General features: G+C 73.4%; 16 protein-coding genes and 2 pseudogenes. 11 read left to right on the forward strand and 7 right to left on the reverse strand.

The annotated features are described in order from the left end of the window. The first annotated feature begins 30 nt into the window (after positions 1-30). Positions 31-945 carry an NAD(P)-dependent oxidoreductase gene (locus tag AB0637_RS04550; RefSeq protein ID WP_366169978.1) on the forward strand — a complete coding sequence of 305 codons (915 nt, stop codon included), beginning with the start codon at positions 31-33 and terminating at the stop codon, positions 943-945. 261 nt (positions 946-1206) lie between these two features. On the opposite strand, the gene AB0637_RS04555 is transcribed toward AB0637_RS04550, so the two are convergent. Genes AB0637_RS04555 through AB0637_RS04565 form a run of 3 tightly spaced genes read right to left on the reverse strand, consistent with a single transcriptional unit; the run spans position 1207 to position 4197 of the window. Next, positions 1207-2010: a DeoR/GlpR family DNA-binding transcription regulator gene (locus AB0637_RS04555; protein ID WP_366169979.1), complete on the reverse strand. Its 804-nt coding sequence runs from the start codon at positions 2008-2010 to the stop codon at positions 1207-1209. 7 nt (positions 2011-2017) lie between these two features. Next, entirely contained in the window at positions 2018-3049 is a 1032-nt protein-coding gene (gene pdxA, locus AB0637_RS04560; protein ID WP_366169980.1) for a 4-hydroxythreonine-4-phosphate dehydrogenase PdxA, read from the reverse strand. Continuing rightward, positions 3046-4197 (reverse strand): four-carbon acid sugar kinase family protein, encoded by a 1152-nt coding sequence (locus tag AB0637_RS04565; protein WP_366169981.1) that lies wholly within the window; start codon positions 4195-4197, stop codon positions 3046-3048. Before AB0637_RS04565 ends, pdxA begins: the two co-directional genes overlap by 4 nt. Before the next feature lie 221 nt (positions 4198-4418). On the opposite strand from AB0637_RS04565, the pseudogene AB0637_RS04570 reads away from it, so the two are divergent. From AB0637_RS04570 to AB0637_RS04580, 3 genes and pseudogenes are all read left to right on the forward strand, one after another. Further along, positions 4419-4826 (forward strand): annotated as a pseudogene (locus tag AB0637_RS04570) (ABC transporter substrate-binding protein); the annotation flags it as partial. Beyond that, positions 4819-5100 (forward strand): annotated as a pseudogene (locus tag AB0637_RS04575) (SDR family oxidoreductase); the annotation flags it as partial. The pseudogenes AB0637_RS04570 and AB0637_RS04575, both read left to right, overlap by 8 nt. Before the next feature lie 128 nt (positions 5101-5228). Continuing rightward, a complete protein-coding gene (locus AB0637_RS04580; protein WP_366169982.1) occupies positions 5229-6815 on the forward strand; it encodes a methyl-accepting chemotaxis protein in 1587 nt (528 codons plus the stop codon). Positions 6816-6938: 123 nt separating this feature from the next. Here the strand turns inward: AB0637_RS04580 and AB0637_RS04585 are convergent, their stop codons facing one another. Beyond that, complete coding sequence (locus AB0637_RS04585) at positions 6939-7559, reverse strand: TetR family transcriptional regulator (protein WP_366169983.1); 621 nt, start codon at positions 7557-7559, stop codon at positions 6939-6941. Between the two features lie 80 nt (positions 7560-7639). Here AB0637_RS04585 and AB0637_RS04590 point away from each other — a divergent pair, with 80 nt between their 5' ends. From AB0637_RS04590 to AB0637_RS04600, 3 genes are all read left to right on the forward strand, one after another. Further along, positions 7640-9148 (forward strand): MDR family MFS transporter, encoded by a 1509-nt coding sequence (locus AB0637_RS04590; protein ID WP_366169984.1) that lies wholly within the window; start codon positions 7640-7642, stop codon positions 9146-9148. Positions 9149-9241: 93 nt separating this feature from the next. Further along, complete coding sequence (locus AB0637_RS04595) at positions 9242-9892, forward strand: hypothetical protein (protein WP_366169985.1); 651 nt, start codon at positions 9242-9244, stop codon at positions 9890-9892. A 41-nt stretch (positions 9893-9933) separates the two neighbouring features. Further along, positions 9934-10251, forward strand: a complete 318-nt coding sequence (locus AB0637_RS04600) for a hypothetical protein (RefSeq protein ID WP_366169986.1) — start codon at positions 9934-9936, stop codon at positions 10249-10251. Between the two features lie 393 nt (positions 10252-10644). Here the strand turns inward: AB0637_RS04600 and AB0637_RS04605 are convergent, their stop codons facing one another. Further along, a complete protein-coding gene (locus AB0637_RS04605) occupies positions 10645-11244 on the reverse strand; it encodes a TetR/AcrR family transcriptional regulator (protein ID WP_366169987.1) in 600 nt (199 codons plus the stop codon). Positions 11245-11374: 130 nt separating this feature from the next. On the opposite strand from AB0637_RS04605, the gene AB0637_RS04610 reads away from it, so the two are divergent. The 4 genes from AB0637_RS04610 to AB0637_RS04625 all read left to right on the forward strand — a co-directional run bounded on the left by AB0637_RS04610 (position 11375) and on the right by AB0637_RS04625 (position 14980). Further along, complete coding sequence (locus tag AB0637_RS04610) at positions 11375-11812, forward strand: DUF6069 family protein (protein ID WP_366169988.1); 438 nt, start codon at positions 11375-11377, stop codon at positions 11810-11812. Positions 11813-11919: 107 nt separating this feature from the next. Next, positions 11920-12756 carry an alpha/beta hydrolase-fold protein gene (locus tag AB0637_RS04615; RefSeq protein ID WP_366169989.1) on the forward strand — a complete coding sequence of 279 codons (837 nt, stop codon included), beginning with the start codon at positions 11920-11922 and terminating at the stop codon, positions 12754-12756. A 32-nt stretch (positions 12757-12788) separates the two neighbouring features. Continuing rightward, entirely contained in the window at positions 12789-13385 is a 597-nt protein-coding gene (locus AB0637_RS04620) for a helix-turn-helix domain-containing protein (RefSeq protein WP_366169990.1), read from the forward strand. Beyond that, positions 13382-14980: an MDR family MFS transporter gene (locus tag AB0637_RS04625; protein WP_366169991.1), complete on the forward strand. Its 1599-nt coding sequence runs from the start codon at positions 13382-13384 to the stop codon at positions 14978-14980. The genes AB0637_RS04620 and AB0637_RS04625 overlap by 4 nt, the downstream gene beginning before the upstream one ends. Before the next feature lie 64 nt (positions 14981-15044). On the opposite strand, the gene AB0637_RS04630 is transcribed toward AB0637_RS04625, so the two are convergent. Together AB0637_RS04630 and AB0637_RS04635 are read right to left on the reverse strand one after the other, a co-directional pair. Beyond that, positions 15045-16055 carry a Gfo/Idh/MocA family oxidoreductase gene (locus AB0637_RS04630; protein WP_366169992.1) on the reverse strand — a complete coding sequence of 337 codons (1011 nt, stop codon included), beginning with the start codon at positions 16053-16055 and terminating at the stop codon, positions 15045-15047. A 216-nt stretch (positions 16056-16271) separates the two neighbouring features. Then, positions 16272-16925, reverse strand: a complete 654-nt coding sequence (locus tag AB0637_RS04635) for a response regulator transcription factor (RefSeq protein WP_366170044.1) — start codon at positions 16923-16925, stop codon at positions 16272-16274. Positions 16926-16983: the final 58 nt, after the last annotated feature.

Consider the following 16983-nt stretch of genomic DNA (forward strand, 5'->3'; position numbering starts at 1 on the left):
GAACTCCGGCGGTGGTGGTTGGCTGGTCGCATGCGCATCTTCTTCACCGGCGGCAGCGGCAAGGCGGGCCACCACGTCGCGCCCTACCTGGCCTCCCAGGGGCACCACGTCACGAACGCCGACCTCACCCCGCTGGGCCACCCCGACGTCACGGACCTGCACGTGGACCTCACCGACACCGGTCAGGTGTACTCGGCGCTGGCGGGGATGCCCACGACCGCGGACCTCGACGGTCCGGCGCGGACGCCCGGGGGTTCGGCCTACGACGCCGTCGTCCACTTCGCCGCCATCCCTACGATCCTGCGGGCCCCGGACGCGACGACGTTCGAGACGAACATCCGTGCGCACTACAACGTGCTGGAGGCGGCGACACGCCTCGGCATCCGCAAGGTGGTGTTCGCCTCCTCGGAGACGACGTACGGGATCTGCTTCGCCCAGGGGGAGCGCAAACCCCTCTACGTCCCCGTCGACGAGGAGCACCCCGTCGTGCCGGAGGACTCCTACGCGATGTCCAAGGTGGCCGGCGAGGTGGTCTCGCGGTCGTTCCAGGCCCGCACCGGGGCGGACGTCTACGGGTTCCGCATCAACAACGTCATCGAACCCCACGAGTACGCCGAGAAGTTCCCGCCGTTCCTGCAGGACCCGTCGCTGCGGCGCCGCAACGTCTTCGCCTACATCGACACCCGCGACCTCGGGCAGGCGACGCTCAAGGCCATGCAGACCGACGGTCTCGGGTTCCAGGTGTTCAACGTCGCGAACGCCGACATGTCGGTCGCGGCGACGACCCAGGAGGTCATCGACACGTTCTACGGCGGCGTCGAGGTGCGGCGCGAGATGGGGCGCGACGAGACGTTCTACTGCATCGACAAGGCCCGCGACCTGCTCGGGTTCGAGCCGCAGCACTCCTGGCGGGACGTGGTGGAGGATCCCCGGCGTCAGGGGTGAGTCGGGAGGGGACCACGTGAGGGACCTGCGCGTGCTGGGGCCGTTGCTGGTGCTCGTCCTCGTCGTGCTGGTGCTGCTGGCGCAGTGGCTCGTCGGGGTGCTGTGGCCGGTGACGGCGGAGACGTACTGACACCCGCGGTCCCTGCGTCCTCCCACCACGGGTGGTGACGGTGCGGCAGGACCCGGGACCCCGCGCGGGGGTCGGACCAGACGTGGCACCGGTGTCCCGGCCGCGGTGCGGGACAGCGCGGACGTGCCCGCTCAGGGGACCTCGGCGCCGTCCGCCCCGGTCACCACGACCCGCACCCCCGCCGCGTGGAACGGGGCGAGGGCGGAGGGGTCGGCACCCGCGTCGGTGACGAGGGTCCACCCGGCGGGCATCGGCGCCCACGCGTGGAACGGGCGGCGGCTGAGCTTGGCCGCGTGGGCGAGGACGTGCACGCGGTCGGCGCGTCGGGCCATGAGTTCCTTCAGGCGGGTCTGCTGCTGGTCGGCCTCGCAGATCCCGTCCTCGGCGCTCACCCCGTCGGCGCCGAGGAACACGGCGTCAGCGGTGACGCGCTCGAGGGCGGCCTCGGTGAGGGGCCCGACGAAACCCTGGCTGAGGTGGCGCAGGGAACCTCCGAGCGAGACGACCTCGACGTCGTCGGCGTCGGCGAGTTCGTCCAGGACGGTGAGGCCCGTCGTGACGACGGTGAGCGGGGCGCACCGGCGGAGTTCGTGGGCGAGGGCGCCGACGGTCGTCCCCGCGTCGAGCATCACGGTCTCACCGGGCCGGACCTGGCCTGCGGCCCAGCGGGCGATGCCGCGCTTGGCCTCGAACGCCTCCCCGGTGCGCTGCCGCAGCGACTGCTCGGGGTGCGCGATCGAGGGGGCGGCACCGCCGTAGGTGCGGGTGATGAGGCCCTCGTCCCGCAACCGCGCGAGGTCGCGGCGGATCGTGGACGCCGTCACGCCGAGCCGTGCCGAGAGCTCCTCGACGCTGGCCAGTCCGGAGGTGCTGGCCAGGTGCAGGATCTCCCGGCGGCGAGCCTCGGTCCCCGACGCGGTGGCGGGTTCGCTCACGCCCGGGTCACGCCCCCGCCGGGGCGGGCGCACCCGCGAGTTCCGTGGCCTGCCGCAACGCCTCGACCATGCTGCCGACCTCCACCCGTCCGGTTCCCGCGATGTCGAACGCCGTGCCGTGGTCGACCGACGTGCGGATGACGGGCAACCCCACGGTGATGTTGACCCCGGCCTCGATCCCGAGCACCTTCACGGGGCCGTGGCCCTGGTCGTGGTACATCGCGACGATCAGATCGTAGTCACCGCGACCGCCGAGGAAGAACGCCGTGTCCGCGGGCAGCGGGCCGACCGCGTCGACGCCTGCCGCCTGCGCGGCCTCGACGCCCGGGGTGATCTTCTCGGCCTCCTCGCCGTACCCGAACAGCCCGTTCTCCCCGGCGTGCGGGTTGATGGCGCAGACGCCGATGCGGGGGTTCGGGTTCCCCGCGCGCCGCAGCGCCTCGGCACCGCGACGGATGGTCCGCTCGACGAGGCCGGGTTCGATGCGCGCGACCGCGTCGAGGAGCCCGATGTGGGTCGTGACGTGGATGACCTTGATGCGGGGAGTCGTCAGCATCATCGACACCTCCTCGACGCCGCAGAAGTGCGCCAGCAGTTCGGTGTGCCCCGGGTAGAGGTGACCGGCCGCGTGCAGTGCGGCCTTGTTGAGGGGTGCGGTGCAGATGGCCTGGACCTCACCGGCCATCGCGAGCTCGCAGGCGATGCGCACGTACTCGTGGGCGGCGTGACCGGCCTGCGCGGACAGTTCGCCCCACGGCAGGTCCGCGGGCAGCAGACCCGGGTCGACGACGTTGATGCGGCCGGGGGTGAACTCGGCGGCGGCGACGTCCTCGACGACCACCACGTCCGCCTCGACGCCCAGGGCCCGTGCGGCCTGGCGCAGCCGCCCGGCGTCCCCGACGACGACGGGGCGCCCGTCCCGGTAGGCGGCGGGGTCGAGGAGGGCTCCGACGGTGACCTCGGGGCCGACCCCGGCGCCGTCGCCCATCGTGACGGCGATCGTGGGCCGGGCGTCGATGACGGCGGTCGAGGGGGTCACGGGATCTCCTGGGGTGCGGTGGGGACGCCGCTGCGCAGAGCGCGCAGCAGCCGGACGAGGTCGGTGAGCGTCGGGTCCTGCCCGAAGCTGCCGGGTTTGGTGGCGACGAGGCGACCGTCGTCGGTCAGGCTGACGACGATGCCGTGCTCGGGCTGGGCGACGGGCCGCAGCCGGCGCACGCCGAGGTGGTCGAGGACGGCGCGGGCGGTCTGACCGCCCGTGAGGACGAGGTCGGCGGCGGGGTGCGTCCGCCCGACGCGACGGGCGAGGTCGGCGACCGGCTCCGCCGGGTCGATCGTCAGCAGGTGGGTGTGCTCGTCCACGAGGGCGGCTGCGCGCAGGTGCGCGGTCTGCGCAGTCGCTGCGGCCGAGCCGCTGCCGACGGCCAGGACCACCGGCCGGTGGCCGAGGGCCACGGCGGGCGCGGAGGTGCCCGAGGGTGGCGCGGAGGTGGTGTCGGCGACGGCGGCGACGAGGGCGGCGCTGCCGACGAGGGCCACGCGACGGCCGCTGACCACGGCGTCCACGGCGACGGTCGCGGCCGCCCGCAGGTCCGCGTCGGTCTCCCCGTCGAGCACCGACAGCTCCTGCCCGCCGAGTGCCCAGCCGGCGCGCAGGACGGCGAGGGGGACGGTGCTGACCGGCCCGTCCAGCAGCCCGTCCAGCAGGTCCGCCACGGCTCGCGGCGCGGGGTGCGGTTCGAGGGCCCAGAGTGCGGTGTCGGCGAGCGGGACGTCCCCGACGAAGGGCCGCCCCTCGCGCACGGTCCGGCCCAGCGACGGCAGCGCGCCCGCCACGACGACCTGGAAGCCGCTGTCGTGCAGGGCTTCCACGGTGGCCGTGACGTTGCCGCGCCACAGCGAGTCCAGCTTGACGACGACGAGCGTGGGCCCGGCCGCGGCCGCCGAGGCGGCCCGGACGGCGCTGCGGGCCGACGCGGGGTCGACCGCCCGGTGGTCGGTGTCGACGACGGTGGTGAGGCCGTCGTGCGCGGGGGTGACGGCGCGGCCGTCGAGGACGACCTCGCAGTCCCGGCCACGGGCGAGCAGGGTGCCCGCGACCTCGGCGGCCCCGGAGAGGTCGTCGGCCACCACACGGCGCAGAGCAGTGCTCGTCGGGGCGGGGGGAACGGTGGAGGGCGCGGGCACGGGTCACCTCCTCGTGGCTCTCTGGTGCCGCTTCGTCGGCCATGCTTCCACAGCCTGCGCGTTTCGCGCCAGATCGTTGCGTGTTTCGAGCAGTGGTGGCACAGTGCTCGTCGGACGACGCCGTCCGGCACCCCCGGCACCGGCGCCCGCAGACCGACCAGCACCCGATCACCAGCCGCACAGGACGAGCCCGCCCGTCCCGCCGAGATGAGGGGTCACCGATGACCGCCGCGCCACCCCGACCACCCGGTCGCTCTCCGCTCAGCCGCCGCACGCTGCTCGCCGGTGGGGCGGGCCTCGGCCTCGCCGGCGGCGGTCTGGGCGGGCTCACGGCCTGTGCCGGTCCCACCGGCGCCCCCGGCCCGGACACCCTCACGCTGGCGCTCAACCGGTCCCTGGTCAGCCTCGACAACAAGCTCAACCAGTTCGACGCGGCCGTCACCGTGCAGCGCGCGGTCCGCCAGGCCCTCACGGAGATCGGCACCGACGTGGAACCCGCGCTGGTCCTCGCGGAGAGCTTCGAGCTGACCGAGCCGACGCGGTGGACGGTCCGGCTGCGTCCGGAGGCCTGCTACTCCGACGGGTCGCCCGTCACGGTCCAGGACGTCGCCACCGCGTTGCAGTGCTACGCGGACACCGACGCCCGCGCTGACCGGACTGTCCCGCAGCTGGGCGCAGGAGCTCGCCCCGCGCCGCATCACGGTGAACGTCGTGGCCCCCGGGCCCACCGAGACCGCCATGACGCACGACCCCGGCCGCGCCGGCACCCCCGTGAGGGTCCCGCCGCTCGGCGCCCTCGTCGATCCGGGGGACGTCGCCGAGCTCGTCGGGTTCCTCCTGGGGCCGGCGGGGAGGTCGGTGACGGGGCAGTCCGTCGTCGTGTGCGGGGGCGCCTCGCTCTGAGCGCGGATGATGCACCGTCTCGGTCGGAGCGCACCCTGGAGCGCCCGTCCAGCAGCCGGACGAGGGAACTCTCGGTACCGTAATGGTTGCGGCCTCAACTTCCCCCGGGTCGGTCCGAAACCTTGTGCATGGCCACACGTCTCCGCAACCTCTCCGTCAGCCGCAAGCTCGCGCTGGGCTTCGGCACCGTCTGCCTGCTGCTGGTGGCAGCGATCGGCCTCGGACTGCAGGTCCTGCACTCCTCGCAGGCGACGGTCTCGTCGATGTCCGAGGTCGTCGTGCCGGGCGTGAAGTACAGCGGTCTCGTGAAGTACGGCGTCGCCCAGACCCGGCTCGACCTCACCTCGCTGGGGCTGGCGACGGACGCCGCGGGCCGCGCGAGCGCGCAGACCGCGATGGCGGCGGACGACGCGACGCTCGACCAGAACTGGAAGGGCTACCTCGACACTTTCCCGGTCTCGACGCAGGCCGACCGTGACTCCTTCCAGGCGGACCTCGCGTCGTTCCGGCAGTTGCGCGGACCGGGCGTCACGGCCGCCCAGAACGGCGACGTCCAGGGCTTCCAGACCGTCCGCGAGCGCGACCTGCTGCCGCTGGCCGCCCGCATGAACACCACCCTCGACCGGATCCAGAAGGCGGAGGTGGACAACGCGAACCGCACCTCCGACCTCGGGGCCACGCGCTACCGCCAGGCGCTGTGGGCGCTCATCGGGCTGGGGATCGTCGCCCTGCTGGTGGCCACGGTCGTCGCGGTCCTCGTCGCCCGCTCCATCACCCGGCCCCTGGGTCGCACGGCCGCGGTGGTCCGCGGGCTGGCGCAGGGTCGGCTGGACCAGCGCGTCGGGTACGCCGCCGGCGACGAGATCGGGCAGCTGTCGCGTGCGGTCGACGAGACCCTGGACACCCTGTCCTCGACGATGACCGAGATCACCGCGACCGCCCAGGTCCTCGCCGGGTCGAGCGAGGAGCTGTCCGCCGTCGCCACCCAGCTCTCCGCCGGGGCCGAGGAGTCCGCGGCCCAGGCGCAGGTCGTGTCGGCCGCGGCCGAGGAGATCAGCGCCAACATCGGGACCGTGGCCGCGGCCGGCGAGCAGATGACCTCCGCCATCGGGGAGATCGCGACCTCGACGGCCGACGCGTCGGCGACGGCGGCCTCGGCCGTCGCGGCCGCCGAGGGGGCGGGCCAGATCCTGCAGCGCCTGTCGGCGTCCAGCCGGGAGATCGGCGACGTCGTCAAGCTCATCACCTCCATCGCCGAGCAGACGAACCTGCTCGCGCTCAACGCGACGATCGAGGCCGCGCGGGCCGGGGAGATGGGCAAGGGGTTCGCCGTCGTCGCCGGCGAGGTCAAGGAGCTGGCGGGGCAGACCGCCCGCGCCACCGAGTCGATCACCGCCCGCGTGGGCGCCACGCAGACCGACGTGCGGGAGGCCGCCGCCGCGATCGACGGGATCGGGGACGTCATCACCCGCATCGACGCCCTGCAGGCGACCATCGCCGCGGCCGTCGAGGAGCAGTCGGCGACGACGGGCGAGATGGTCCGCAACGTCGGAGAGGTGTCCGCCGGGTCGCAGGAGATCGCCCTGAACATCTCGGGGGTGGCCTCGGCCGCGGGGCAGACGACGAGTGGAGCGCAGCAGACGGCCACCACGGCCGCCGAGGTGTCCCGCGCCGCCTCCCGGCTCCAGGAGCTCACCGCCGCCTTCACCCTCTGACGACCACCCGTCACGGGTCGTCCCCACCCCCCCCGACCCCCGCGCGGAAAACACTCTTTCCGCCCTCGGAACACGCGTTCTGAGGGCGGAAAGAGTGTTTTCCGCGCGGGCTCAGGTGGCGGGTCAGGCCGTGGTGACGTCGCGCAGGACGCCGCAGGTGCGGCGGTAGGTGGCGACGAGGTCGGCGTCCTCGCCCTGCTCACGGCGGGCGGCCCAGTCGTCCAGCGCGGCCCGCAGTCCGGCGCCGAGGGTCTCGGCGACGACGCGGGTGCGCAGGTCCACGGTGCTCGCGCCGGTGGCGGCCGCGACGCGGGCGAAGAAGGCCACGGTCTGCTCGGCGTCCAGGCGCAGGAGGGCCCCGCGCAGGCCGGCGTCCTCGATGACGAGGCACCGCACGCGCAGCATCCGCTCGATCGAGCCGGCCTCGGCGGACAACGCCGCCAGCACGTCGGCGATGCAGTCCTCGAGGTCGGCGAGGGACGTCGAGGCCCCGACGCGCTCCTCCAGGCGCCGGGCCAGTGCGGCGTCGAAGGCGCGGTTGGCGCCGAGGGCCGCGTCCTCCTTGGTGGCGAAGTAGCGGAAGAAGGTGCGGGGGGAGACCCCGGCCGCCGCGGCGATGTCGTCGACCGTCGTGCGCTCGGAGCCGTTGCGGGCGAAGAGGTCCAGGGCGACCTGCTCGATCTCGGCCTGCGTCGCGAGGCGACGCCGCTCGCGCAGGTCCGTGCCGGGGGGCGTCGTGGTCACGGAATGAGGATAACGACTGTCGAGTTGGCAGTGACTGCCATTAGGGTTGTGACTGTCACCACCACGAGGAGTCCTCACCCATGTCCACGAACGAGGACGCGGCCCTGCAGCCCGTCGCGTCCGCCCCGCCCGCCGCCGCTCCCGCCGACCCCGGTGAGCGCGACCGCCTCGCGCCCGGTGACGCCACCGTCATCGGGCTCCTGCTGGTCTCCGCCTTCGTCGTCATCCTCAACGAGACGATCATGGGTGTGGCGTTGCCGCGGCTCATGGCCGATCTCGGCATCACGGCCGCCACCGGTCAGTGGCTGACGACGGGGTTCATGCTCACCATGGCCGTCGTGATCCCCGCGACGGGTTTCATCATGCAGCGGTTCCAGCTGCGTCAGGTGTTCGTCGCCGCCATGGGGTTGTTCAGCCTCGGCACCGCCATCGCCGCCGTCGCCCCCGGTTTCGGTGTGCTCCTCGTCGGGCGCATCGTCCAGGCCAGCGGGACGGCGGTCATGATGCCCCTGCTCATGACGACGGCCCTGACCCTCGTGCCCGCCGCCAGCCGTGGCCGGACCATGGGGTTGATCTCCGTCGTCATCTCCGTCGCGCCGGCCATCGGCCCGACGATCTCGGGGATCATCCTGAACTCGTTGTCCTGGCGGTGGATGTTCATCATCGTGCTGCCCATCGCGCTCCTGGCGCTCGGCGCCGGCGCCTGGAAGGTGCGCAACGTCACGACGCCCCGGCCCGCACGCCTGGACGTCCTCTCCCTCGCGTTGTCCGCCGTCGGTTTCGGCGGGCTCATCTACGGGTTGTCGAGCATCGGGGAGTCCGCGAGCGGACACGCCCCCGTCGCGCCGTGGATCCCCGTCCTCGTCGGGGTCGCCGCGCTCGCGACGTTCGTCGTGCGCCAGCTCCGCCTGACCCGCACCTCGACTCCGCTCATGGACCTGCGGGTGTTCGCGAACCGTTCCTTCACCGTGTCGACGGTCGTGCTCGTCACGAGTTTCATGGGCCTGTTCGGGACCCTCATCGTGCTGCCGATCTTCCTGCAGACGGTGTTGCAGCTCGGCTCCCTGGAGACCGGTCTGCTGCTGCTGCCGGGCGGGGCCACCATGGGGATCCTGTCGCCCGTCGTCGGCCGGCTGTTCGACCGTTACGGCCCCCGGCCGCTGGTGACACCGGGTGCCGTCCTCGTCAGCGGGGCCCTGTGGTTGCTGACGACGCTGCACCCGGGAACTCCCGCGGGCATGGTCGTCGTCGTCCACACGCTCCTCAGCATCGGCCTCGCGTTCATGTTCACGCCGCTGTTCACATCGGCGCTGGGTTCCCTGCGCGCCGAGTTGTACGCGCACGGCTCGGCCACGGTCGGAACGGTGCAGCAGCTCGCCGGCGCGGCGGGGACGGCGCTGTTCGTCACGGTCCTGTCCACGCGGTCGGCCGACAGCCTCGCGGCGGGGACCGACCAGCTGCACGCCGTCGCGAACGGCGTCCAGGGCGCCTTCGTGTGGGGAGGGGTCATCTCGCTCGTGGCGCTGGGGTTGTCGCTGCTCGTGCGGCGCCCGCCGGTCGTCCCCGGGCCCCGGACGCCTGTGCACTGACCGCTCCGCGACGGCCGGTTCCCGGCGGGGGGACCGGCCGCTCGCGACACTCGCCGGGTTCTCCCCTCGGCGATCCAGCGGGAGGCTGCCGGTGTGACTCTCATCGCCGGCGGACTGCCACTCGACCAGTTGCTCGCGGACCTGGCGACCGAGCGACCCGTCTTCCACTCGGAGGCGGACTTCCAGCACAGTCTGGCTGCCCTCATCGCCCGTGCCCGTCCGGACTGGCGTGTGCGGTTGGAGGTCCCGGTGCGGGCGGAACGGTCCACCCACGTCGACGTCCTCGTCGTGGACCCTCGGGGTCCGTCGGCCACGTCGATCGAACTCAAGTACTTCACGTCCCGCCTCCAGGCGCAGGTGGCCGGCGAGGAGTTCCACCTCAAGGACCACGCCGCCACCGATCTGGCCCGCCTGCACTTCGTGCGAGACGTCGCACGCCTCGAGGCGACGTCCACGAGTACGCAGAACGGCGTCGCGATCATGCTGACGAACGTCGCTGGCCTCTGGCGCGAACCCTCGTCCGCGGCGACGACCCGGGATCGCGCCTTCCGCATCCACGAGGGGACCCGGCTGGAGGGGGAACTGCGGTGGGGCGACGGCGACTTCCCGGCGAACGACGTCGTCCTGTCCGGCCGCTACCCGCTCGGCTGGCGCGACTTCTCCGACCTCGGAGTGCCGGGAGGGGTCTTCCGATCCACGGCGGTCGAGGTCGGCGGTTCTGAACCGGGTGCCGCGGCGGGTTGAGCCGACGCGCGTCCCGGGATGGGCGCGAGGTGGATCGGTCCGTGGCCGAACCCCTCGTGACCCCGGACGGTCGCTACCTGGTGGTCCGGGGCAGGTTGTGGCGGAGGTCGAACCCCGACCTGCCCGAGGACCGTCGCCAGGAACTCGTCGACGAGCTCATGGCCGCCCGCCGGGCCAAGCGCGACGCGGCGGACGACGCGGGACGCGAAGCGGCCCGGGCCCGCGTCGACGCGGCCAAGCACGAGCTGGGGGAGCGCGGGCCGGTGTGGTGGGACGACGGTTCTCCGGACCTCACCCGGCACCTGGCCCGGACGACGGAGTACGCCGACTGGTTCGCACGACGGGCGGGGGACGAGTAGGCCACACCGACCGCGGCGCCGCCCTGGCCGGGATCGCCGCGGTGTGGGAGGCCCTGTCGCCCGAGGAGATCCCGTTCCCGTGTCGTCGCCGGATGTCGGCGGACCCGTGGGCGAGCGGGGTGCCGTCGGGCGCGGAACGGACGGCGTCGTGGTCGAGGAGGGCGCGGCGCGGGTGACGGACCCGCGGTCGTCGCGGACGCCCCGCAGCCGGAGGATCCTCGCGGCTGAGAACGCACCGCACGCGCCGGTGCGGTGCGTCCCGGCACTCCGGGCGGTCGACGGGGTGCGGGAACGTCACGCACCCCGCGGTGGCGTCGTCGTGGACGACCCCGTGGCTTGGGGGGCCGTGCCGACGACCGGTGCGCGACCGTGCGGGGCACTGACGACCTGGGGTCAGCGGACACCGGGGGCGGTGAGGGCCGGGAGGAGGACGAAGTCCACCAGTTCCTCGACCGTCGACGGGTCCAGTGCCCGCTTGCGCAGGACCACGCTGCCGAACGCGGCCGTCGGGACGACGTCGGCGAGGAGCCGGACGTGCACGTGCGGCGGAACCACTCCCCGGGCGATCCACCGCTCGATGACGGCGACCAGGACGGCGACCGGGGGTCCGCCCACCACGCGGTGCGCGGCCTCGTACAACTCCGGGTCGCGGCCGATCTCGCTCAGCACGCTGGCCAGCAGCACGCCGGAACGGTCCTCGGACTCGGCGAAGTGCATCGCGGCCGCCAGCAGGTCCTCACGGAGGTCACCCGTGTCCGGGGGTTCCGGGACGTGCTGGGCGGCGCGGACGGCGGCGACGACGAGTTCGGGTTTCGTGGTCCACCGGCGGTAGATCGCCGCCTTGCTGCACCGCGCCCGCGCGGCGACGGCGGCGATCGTCGTCCCCGGGTACCCGTGGTCCGCGAGGAGGTCCTGCGTCGCGGTGAGGATCCGGAGTTCGACCGCGGGGTCCCGAGGCCTCCCGGTGGTTCCGGAGACCTCGGACGGCGGCATGGAGCCATTGTCCCCGTTCGCCCCGAGAGGTAGTCTCACGCACTAACGGTACCGTCCGGTACCGTTACGGGCTGCGCGGGATCGACCGGCGCCGGCCACGGGGCCACCGCGCCCCGGGCCAGGACTGACGATGTCCGCGTTGCCGACGACCCGCCCCACCCCACGCACCCGACCTCGCGCCGCGCTCACCCTCGGCCTCGCGGCCGTCGTGGCCGTCGGGGTCGACGCGCTCATCGCCCAGGCGGCCGTCGCCGCCGGAGCGCCGCCGTCCTACGGCCCGCTGATGCTCCCGGCGCACGCGACGCTCGCCGTCGCGGGCGTGGTGATCGGCTGGTTCGGCTGGCTCGCGGTCCACCGCCGTGCCGCGGACCCCCGGCGCAGGCTGCGCCGGCTCGTCCCGGTCGTGGCGCTCGCCTCGTTCGTGCCCGACGTCCTGCTGCTCGCGCTGCGCTTCATCCCCGGGACGAACGTGCCGGCGGTCGTCGCGCTGGTGCTGATGCACCTCGTGGTCCTGGCTTGCGCCCTCCCCGCCTACGCCCGGGCCTCGCGCCACCTCGCCCCCCGGTAGCGGCCGCCGCGACGAGGGCGGATGACCCCGGCCGCGGGCCGGTGCGTCGTCCCCGCACGCGACGGAATCCCGTCGACGCCACCCGCCCCCGGTGCCAGGGTCGACCGGTGACCGTCCCGTACCGCCCGCTCCCGCTGGACCTGTCCGACGTGCGCTACGCCCACGGCCCCGACTCCTCGCCCCGCCCCGGTGTCCCGCAGGGTCGGACCACCGCGTGGCAGCTGGACGCGAGCGACGTCTACCCGGGCACGACCCGGACGGTGTGGACGCACGTCCCGGCGCGGCTCGACCCGCGTGAACCGGCGGCCGTCGCGGTGTTCAACGACGGCTGGTGGTACCTGGACCCCGACGGTGAGGTCCGCGGGGGCGTCGTCCTGGACAACCTCGTGGCTGCGGGAGCCGTGCCGCCGACGATCGGGGTGTTCGTGGACCCGGGGGTCCTCGCGGGCCCCGGTCCGAAGCACCGCAACGTCGAGTACGACGCCGACGACGACCGGTACGCGACCTTCCTGGTCGAGGAGGTGCTGGCGCGGGTCGGGCGGGAGCACCGCCTGACGGACGACCCGGCGCGGACGGTCGTCGTGGGCGGCAGCAGCGGCGGGAACGCGGCCTTCACGGCCGCCTGGCACCGCCCGGACCGGTTCGGTCAGGCCGTGTGCTTCCTGTCGAGCTTCGCGCAGATGCCGGGCGGCAACCCGTACCCGCGGCTGCTGGCGGCGGGTGCCCGTCGGCCCGTCCGGTGGTTCCTGCAGGCCGCGCACCGCGACCTCGGCTGGAACCGGTCCCACGACAACTGGTTCGCGGAGAACCTGCGGGTCGCGGCGGCGCTCGCCGAGTCCGGGCAGGACGTGCGGCTGGTCGTCGGGGACGGGGGACACAGCCCGCAGCACGCCGGGGTGCTGCTCCCGGACGCCCTCCGCTGGGCGTTCCATGGTTGCACTTGACGCAGAGTCTGCACTCAGTGCAAACTTGAAGCGTGAACGACGCTCCCCCTTCCCTGCGGGACCGGCGGCGGGCCGAGACGACGGCCGCCGTCGCCGCGGCCGCCCTGGACCTCGCGCTGGACCGCGGCTGGGACCAGGTCACGGTCGACGACATCGCCGAACGGGCCGGCATCTCCCGCCGCACCTTCTTCAACTACTTCGCGACGAAGGACGAGGCCCTCTTCCACGACGCGATGGCCTGGCGGCCCGGCGCACTGGAGGAGTTCACCGCCTCCACGGCGCCGCTCCTCGACGCCGTCGAACAGCTCTTCGTCGCCCAGGCCCAGAGCGACGCCCCGGACCGCGACCGCGTGCTGCAGGTCATGCGCCTCGTCGACGCGTCCCCTGAACTCCTGCCCGGGCTGCTGGCCCGGATCGCCGCCAGCGAGGAGGCCCTCGCCGCCGCCGTCACGGCGCGGGGTGAGGTGGACGAGTTCACGGCGCGGACGATCGCCGCCGTTGCCGGAGCCCTCGCCCGCGTCAGCGGGACGAGCTGGATCACCGGTCTGCAACCGGACCCCCTCACCTCCACGCGCGCGGCCTGGGCCGCGCTGCGCACCCTCACCACCACCGACCGGAGGACCCTGTGAGCACCACCGCGGAACCCCTCGCCGCAGAACCCCTCGCCGCGAAACCCCGCATCGGCTGGATCTTCGCCAGCCTCATGCTCGTCATGCTGCTCGCCTCCCTCGACCAGACGATCGTCGGTACGGCGCTGCCCACGATCGTCGGGGAGCTCCACGGGCTCGAGCACATGAGCTGGGCCATCACGGCCTACACGCTCGCCATCACCGTGGCCATGCCCGTCTACGGCAAGGTCGGTGACCTCGTCGGCCGCAAGCGGCTGTTCATCGTCGCCATCGCGCTGTTCCTGCTGGGGTCGGCGTTGGCGGGTTTCTCGCAGTCCATGGTGGAGTTCGTCGGGTTCCGGTTCCTGCAGGGCCTCGGCGGTTCCGGGCTGATGATCATGTCGCAGACGATCATCGCCGACGTCGTCCCGGCCCGGGACCGGGCGAAGTTCATGGCACCCATCGGGGCGGTGTTCGGCGTGTCCGCCGTCGCCGGTCCGCTGCTCGGGGGCTGGCTCACCGACTCCGTCGACTGGCGCTGGGTCTTCTGGATCAACCTGCCCCTCGGCATCGTCGCGCTGGCTGTGGCCGCGCTCACCATCCACCTACCCCGGCGGCACGGCACCGCGTCCATCGACTACGCGGGCATGGCGTTGCTGGCCCTCGCCAGCACCGGTCTCGTCCTCGTCATGAGCTGGGGCGGAACGCAGTACGCGTGGGGTTCGCCGACCGTCGTGGGTCTGGTCGTCGGAACGGTCGTGGCCGCCGTCGCCTTCGTCCTCGTCGAGCGCCGTGCGTCCGAACCCGTCATCCCGATGCGGTTCTTCCGCAACCGCACGTTCGTCGTGACGACCCTGCTCGGGCTCGTCGTCGGTGCCGGGATGATGGGGGCGCTGGCCTACCTGCCGACGTACCTGCAGATGGTCTACGGCGTCGACGCGACCGAGTCCGGGTTGCTGCTGCTCCCGATGGTCGCCGGCCTCCTCGTGACGAGCCTGGCCTCCGGTGCGGCCGTGACGAGGACGGGACGCTACAAGGTCCTCCCGATCGCCGGGACGTTCACCGCCGCCGTGGCGATGTTCCTGCTCTCGACGCTGACGGTCTCGACCTCTCTCGTGCTCGTGGGCCTGTACGTCGGGATCCTCGGTGCCGGCCTCGGCCTGTTCATGCAGATCATCGTGCTCGCGGTGCAGAACGCCGTCAGCCCCCGCGAGATCGGGACGGCGACCAGTTCGAACAACCTGTTCCGCGAACTCGGTGTCACGGTCGGGACGGCCGTCCTCGGGACGGTGTTCTCCAGTCGGCTCACCGACCGTCTCGGCGGCGCCCTCGGGGGTTCTGTCGAGAGTTCGTCGAGCCTCACGCCGTCGCTGGTCGCGTCTCTGCCCGCCGACGTCGCCGACCGGGTGGTGAACGCCTACGCCGACTCGCTCGTGCCGATGTTCGTCTGGCTCGTCCCGATGTTCCTGCTCGGCACGGTCATCGCGTTCTTCCTCCCCGAGGTTCCGCTGTCGAGCACGGCCGCGGCCGACGTGGACGAGGAGGCCGGTGCGGACGCGGTGGCCGTCCCCGCCCAGGGCACGTCGCCCGCGTCCCCCGCGCCCGTGAACGACTGACCGCACAGCACGAAGGCCCCCGTCCGGCGCTGCCGGGTGGGGGCCTTCGTCGTCGCGGACGAGGTCAGCCGAGGTCGACCGCGACCGTCCGCCCCTCCAGGGCCGAGGTCTGCGCGGCGTCGGCCAGCAGCAGCGCTGCCCGGCCGTCCTCGAACCCCGGCACCCCCGGGGCGAGGTCGCCGCGGACGGCCGCGACGAAGGCCGCGAGCTCGAGCTCGTAGGCCTCGCGGTAGCGCTCGAGGAAGAACCGGCGGTACGGCTCACCCGTGGAACTCGCCGTCGCCGTCGAGGACCGGACGAGGGTCGGGGTCACGTTGTCGACCTCCAGCAGACCGTCGGCACCGAACGCCTCGATCCGCTGGTCGTAGCCGTAGGCGCTGTGCCGGGAGTTCGTGATGGTGATCGACTCACCGCCGGCCCCGACGAGCGTCGTCACGGCCGCGTCGAAGTCGCCCGCGTCGGCGATGCCGGCGTCGAACTGCCGCAGGCCCACGGCCGTGACGGACACGATGTCCGGGACGAAGGACCGGGCCATGTCGAAGTCGTGGATCGCCATGTCCCGGAAGATCCCGCCCGAGACGCGGACGTACTCGGCGGGCGGGGCCTCGGGGTCGCGGCTCGTGATGGCCAGGTGCTCCAGGCGACCGACCTCGCCGGCCTGCACCCGGCGGCGCAGTTCGGCGAAGTGCGGGTCGAAGCGGCGGTTGAAGCCCAGGACGACGGGCGTCGTGGCAGTCCGGGCGCGGTCGCGGACGGCGTCGACGCGGGTGATGTCGAGGTCGATCGGCTTCTCGCACAACACGGCCTTGCCCGCCTCGAGCGCGGCGGCGAGGAGGTCGACGTGCGTCGGCGTGGGGGAGGCGATGACGACGGCGTCGACGTCGGCGGCGGTGATCGCCTCGTACGGGTCGGCGGTCGCGCGGCCGCCGTACTGGGCCACCGTCCGCTCCGCCCCGGCGACGATCGCGTCGGCCGCGACGGTGAGGACCGCGTCCGGGCTGCGGTGGATCGAGGCCGCGTGGACCTGGCCGATGCGGCCGGTGCCGAGGAGCGCGAAGCGGACGGGCTGGGACATCTCTGTCCTCTCAGGACGGTGGCGGGGGACGCTGGTGGACCGGTCCAAAGGGTAGGGACGCGGCGGCCCCGGGGTCAACGCGACCAGCCCCCACCCGGCGCTGCGGGACGGCGGAAAACACTCTTTCCGCCCTCAGATCGCGCCCTGAAGGGCGGAAAGAGTGTTTTCCGCGCGGGGCAGGGGCGGGGGAGAGGTGGGAACGGTGGGGGGAGGGGGTCAGAGGAGGCGGCGGGCGGCGGCCCAGCGGGTCAGCTCGTTGCGGTTGGACAGCTGTAGCTTGCGCAGCACCGCGGACACGTGCGTCTCGACCGTCTTGACCGAGATGAACAGCTCCTTGGCCACCTCCTTGTAGGCGTAGCCGCGGGCGATGAGGCGCATGACCTCCCGCTCGCGCGCCGACAGGCGGTCCAGCTCGTCGTCGGCCGCGGCGACCTCGCCGGCCCCCGCCCCGAAGGCGTCGAGGACGAAACCGGCCAGGCGGGGCGAGAAGACGGCGTCACCGTCGGCGACCCGCCGGACGGCGGCGGCCAGGTCGTCCCCGCTGATCGACTTCGTCACGTACCCGCGGGCGCCGCGGCGGATCACGGCGATGACGTCGTCCGCGGCGTCGGACACCGACAGCGCGAGGAACCGCACCGGAGGGTCGGCGGCCAGCAGGTCCGCGCACCGCGCCAGCACCTGCGCCCCACCGGATCCCGCACCGGGGGCGGGGTTCTCGTCCGGGCCGGCGGGCAGGTGGACGTCCAGCAGCACGACGTCGGGGCGCAACCGGCCCACGGCCGCGACGGCGCCCGCGACGTCCGCGGCCTCGCCGACGACCTCGAGGTCGTCGGCGGTCGACAGCTCGGCGCGCACGCCGGTGCGGACCATCCGGTGGTCGTCGACGACGAGAACCCTGATCACGACACCCTCCTCCTCACGACCCACC

Source organism: Kineococcus sp. NPDC059986, from assembly GCF_040702905.1.
GTDB lineage: Bacteria > Actinomycetota > Actinomycetes > Actinomycetales > Kineococcaceae > Kineococcus.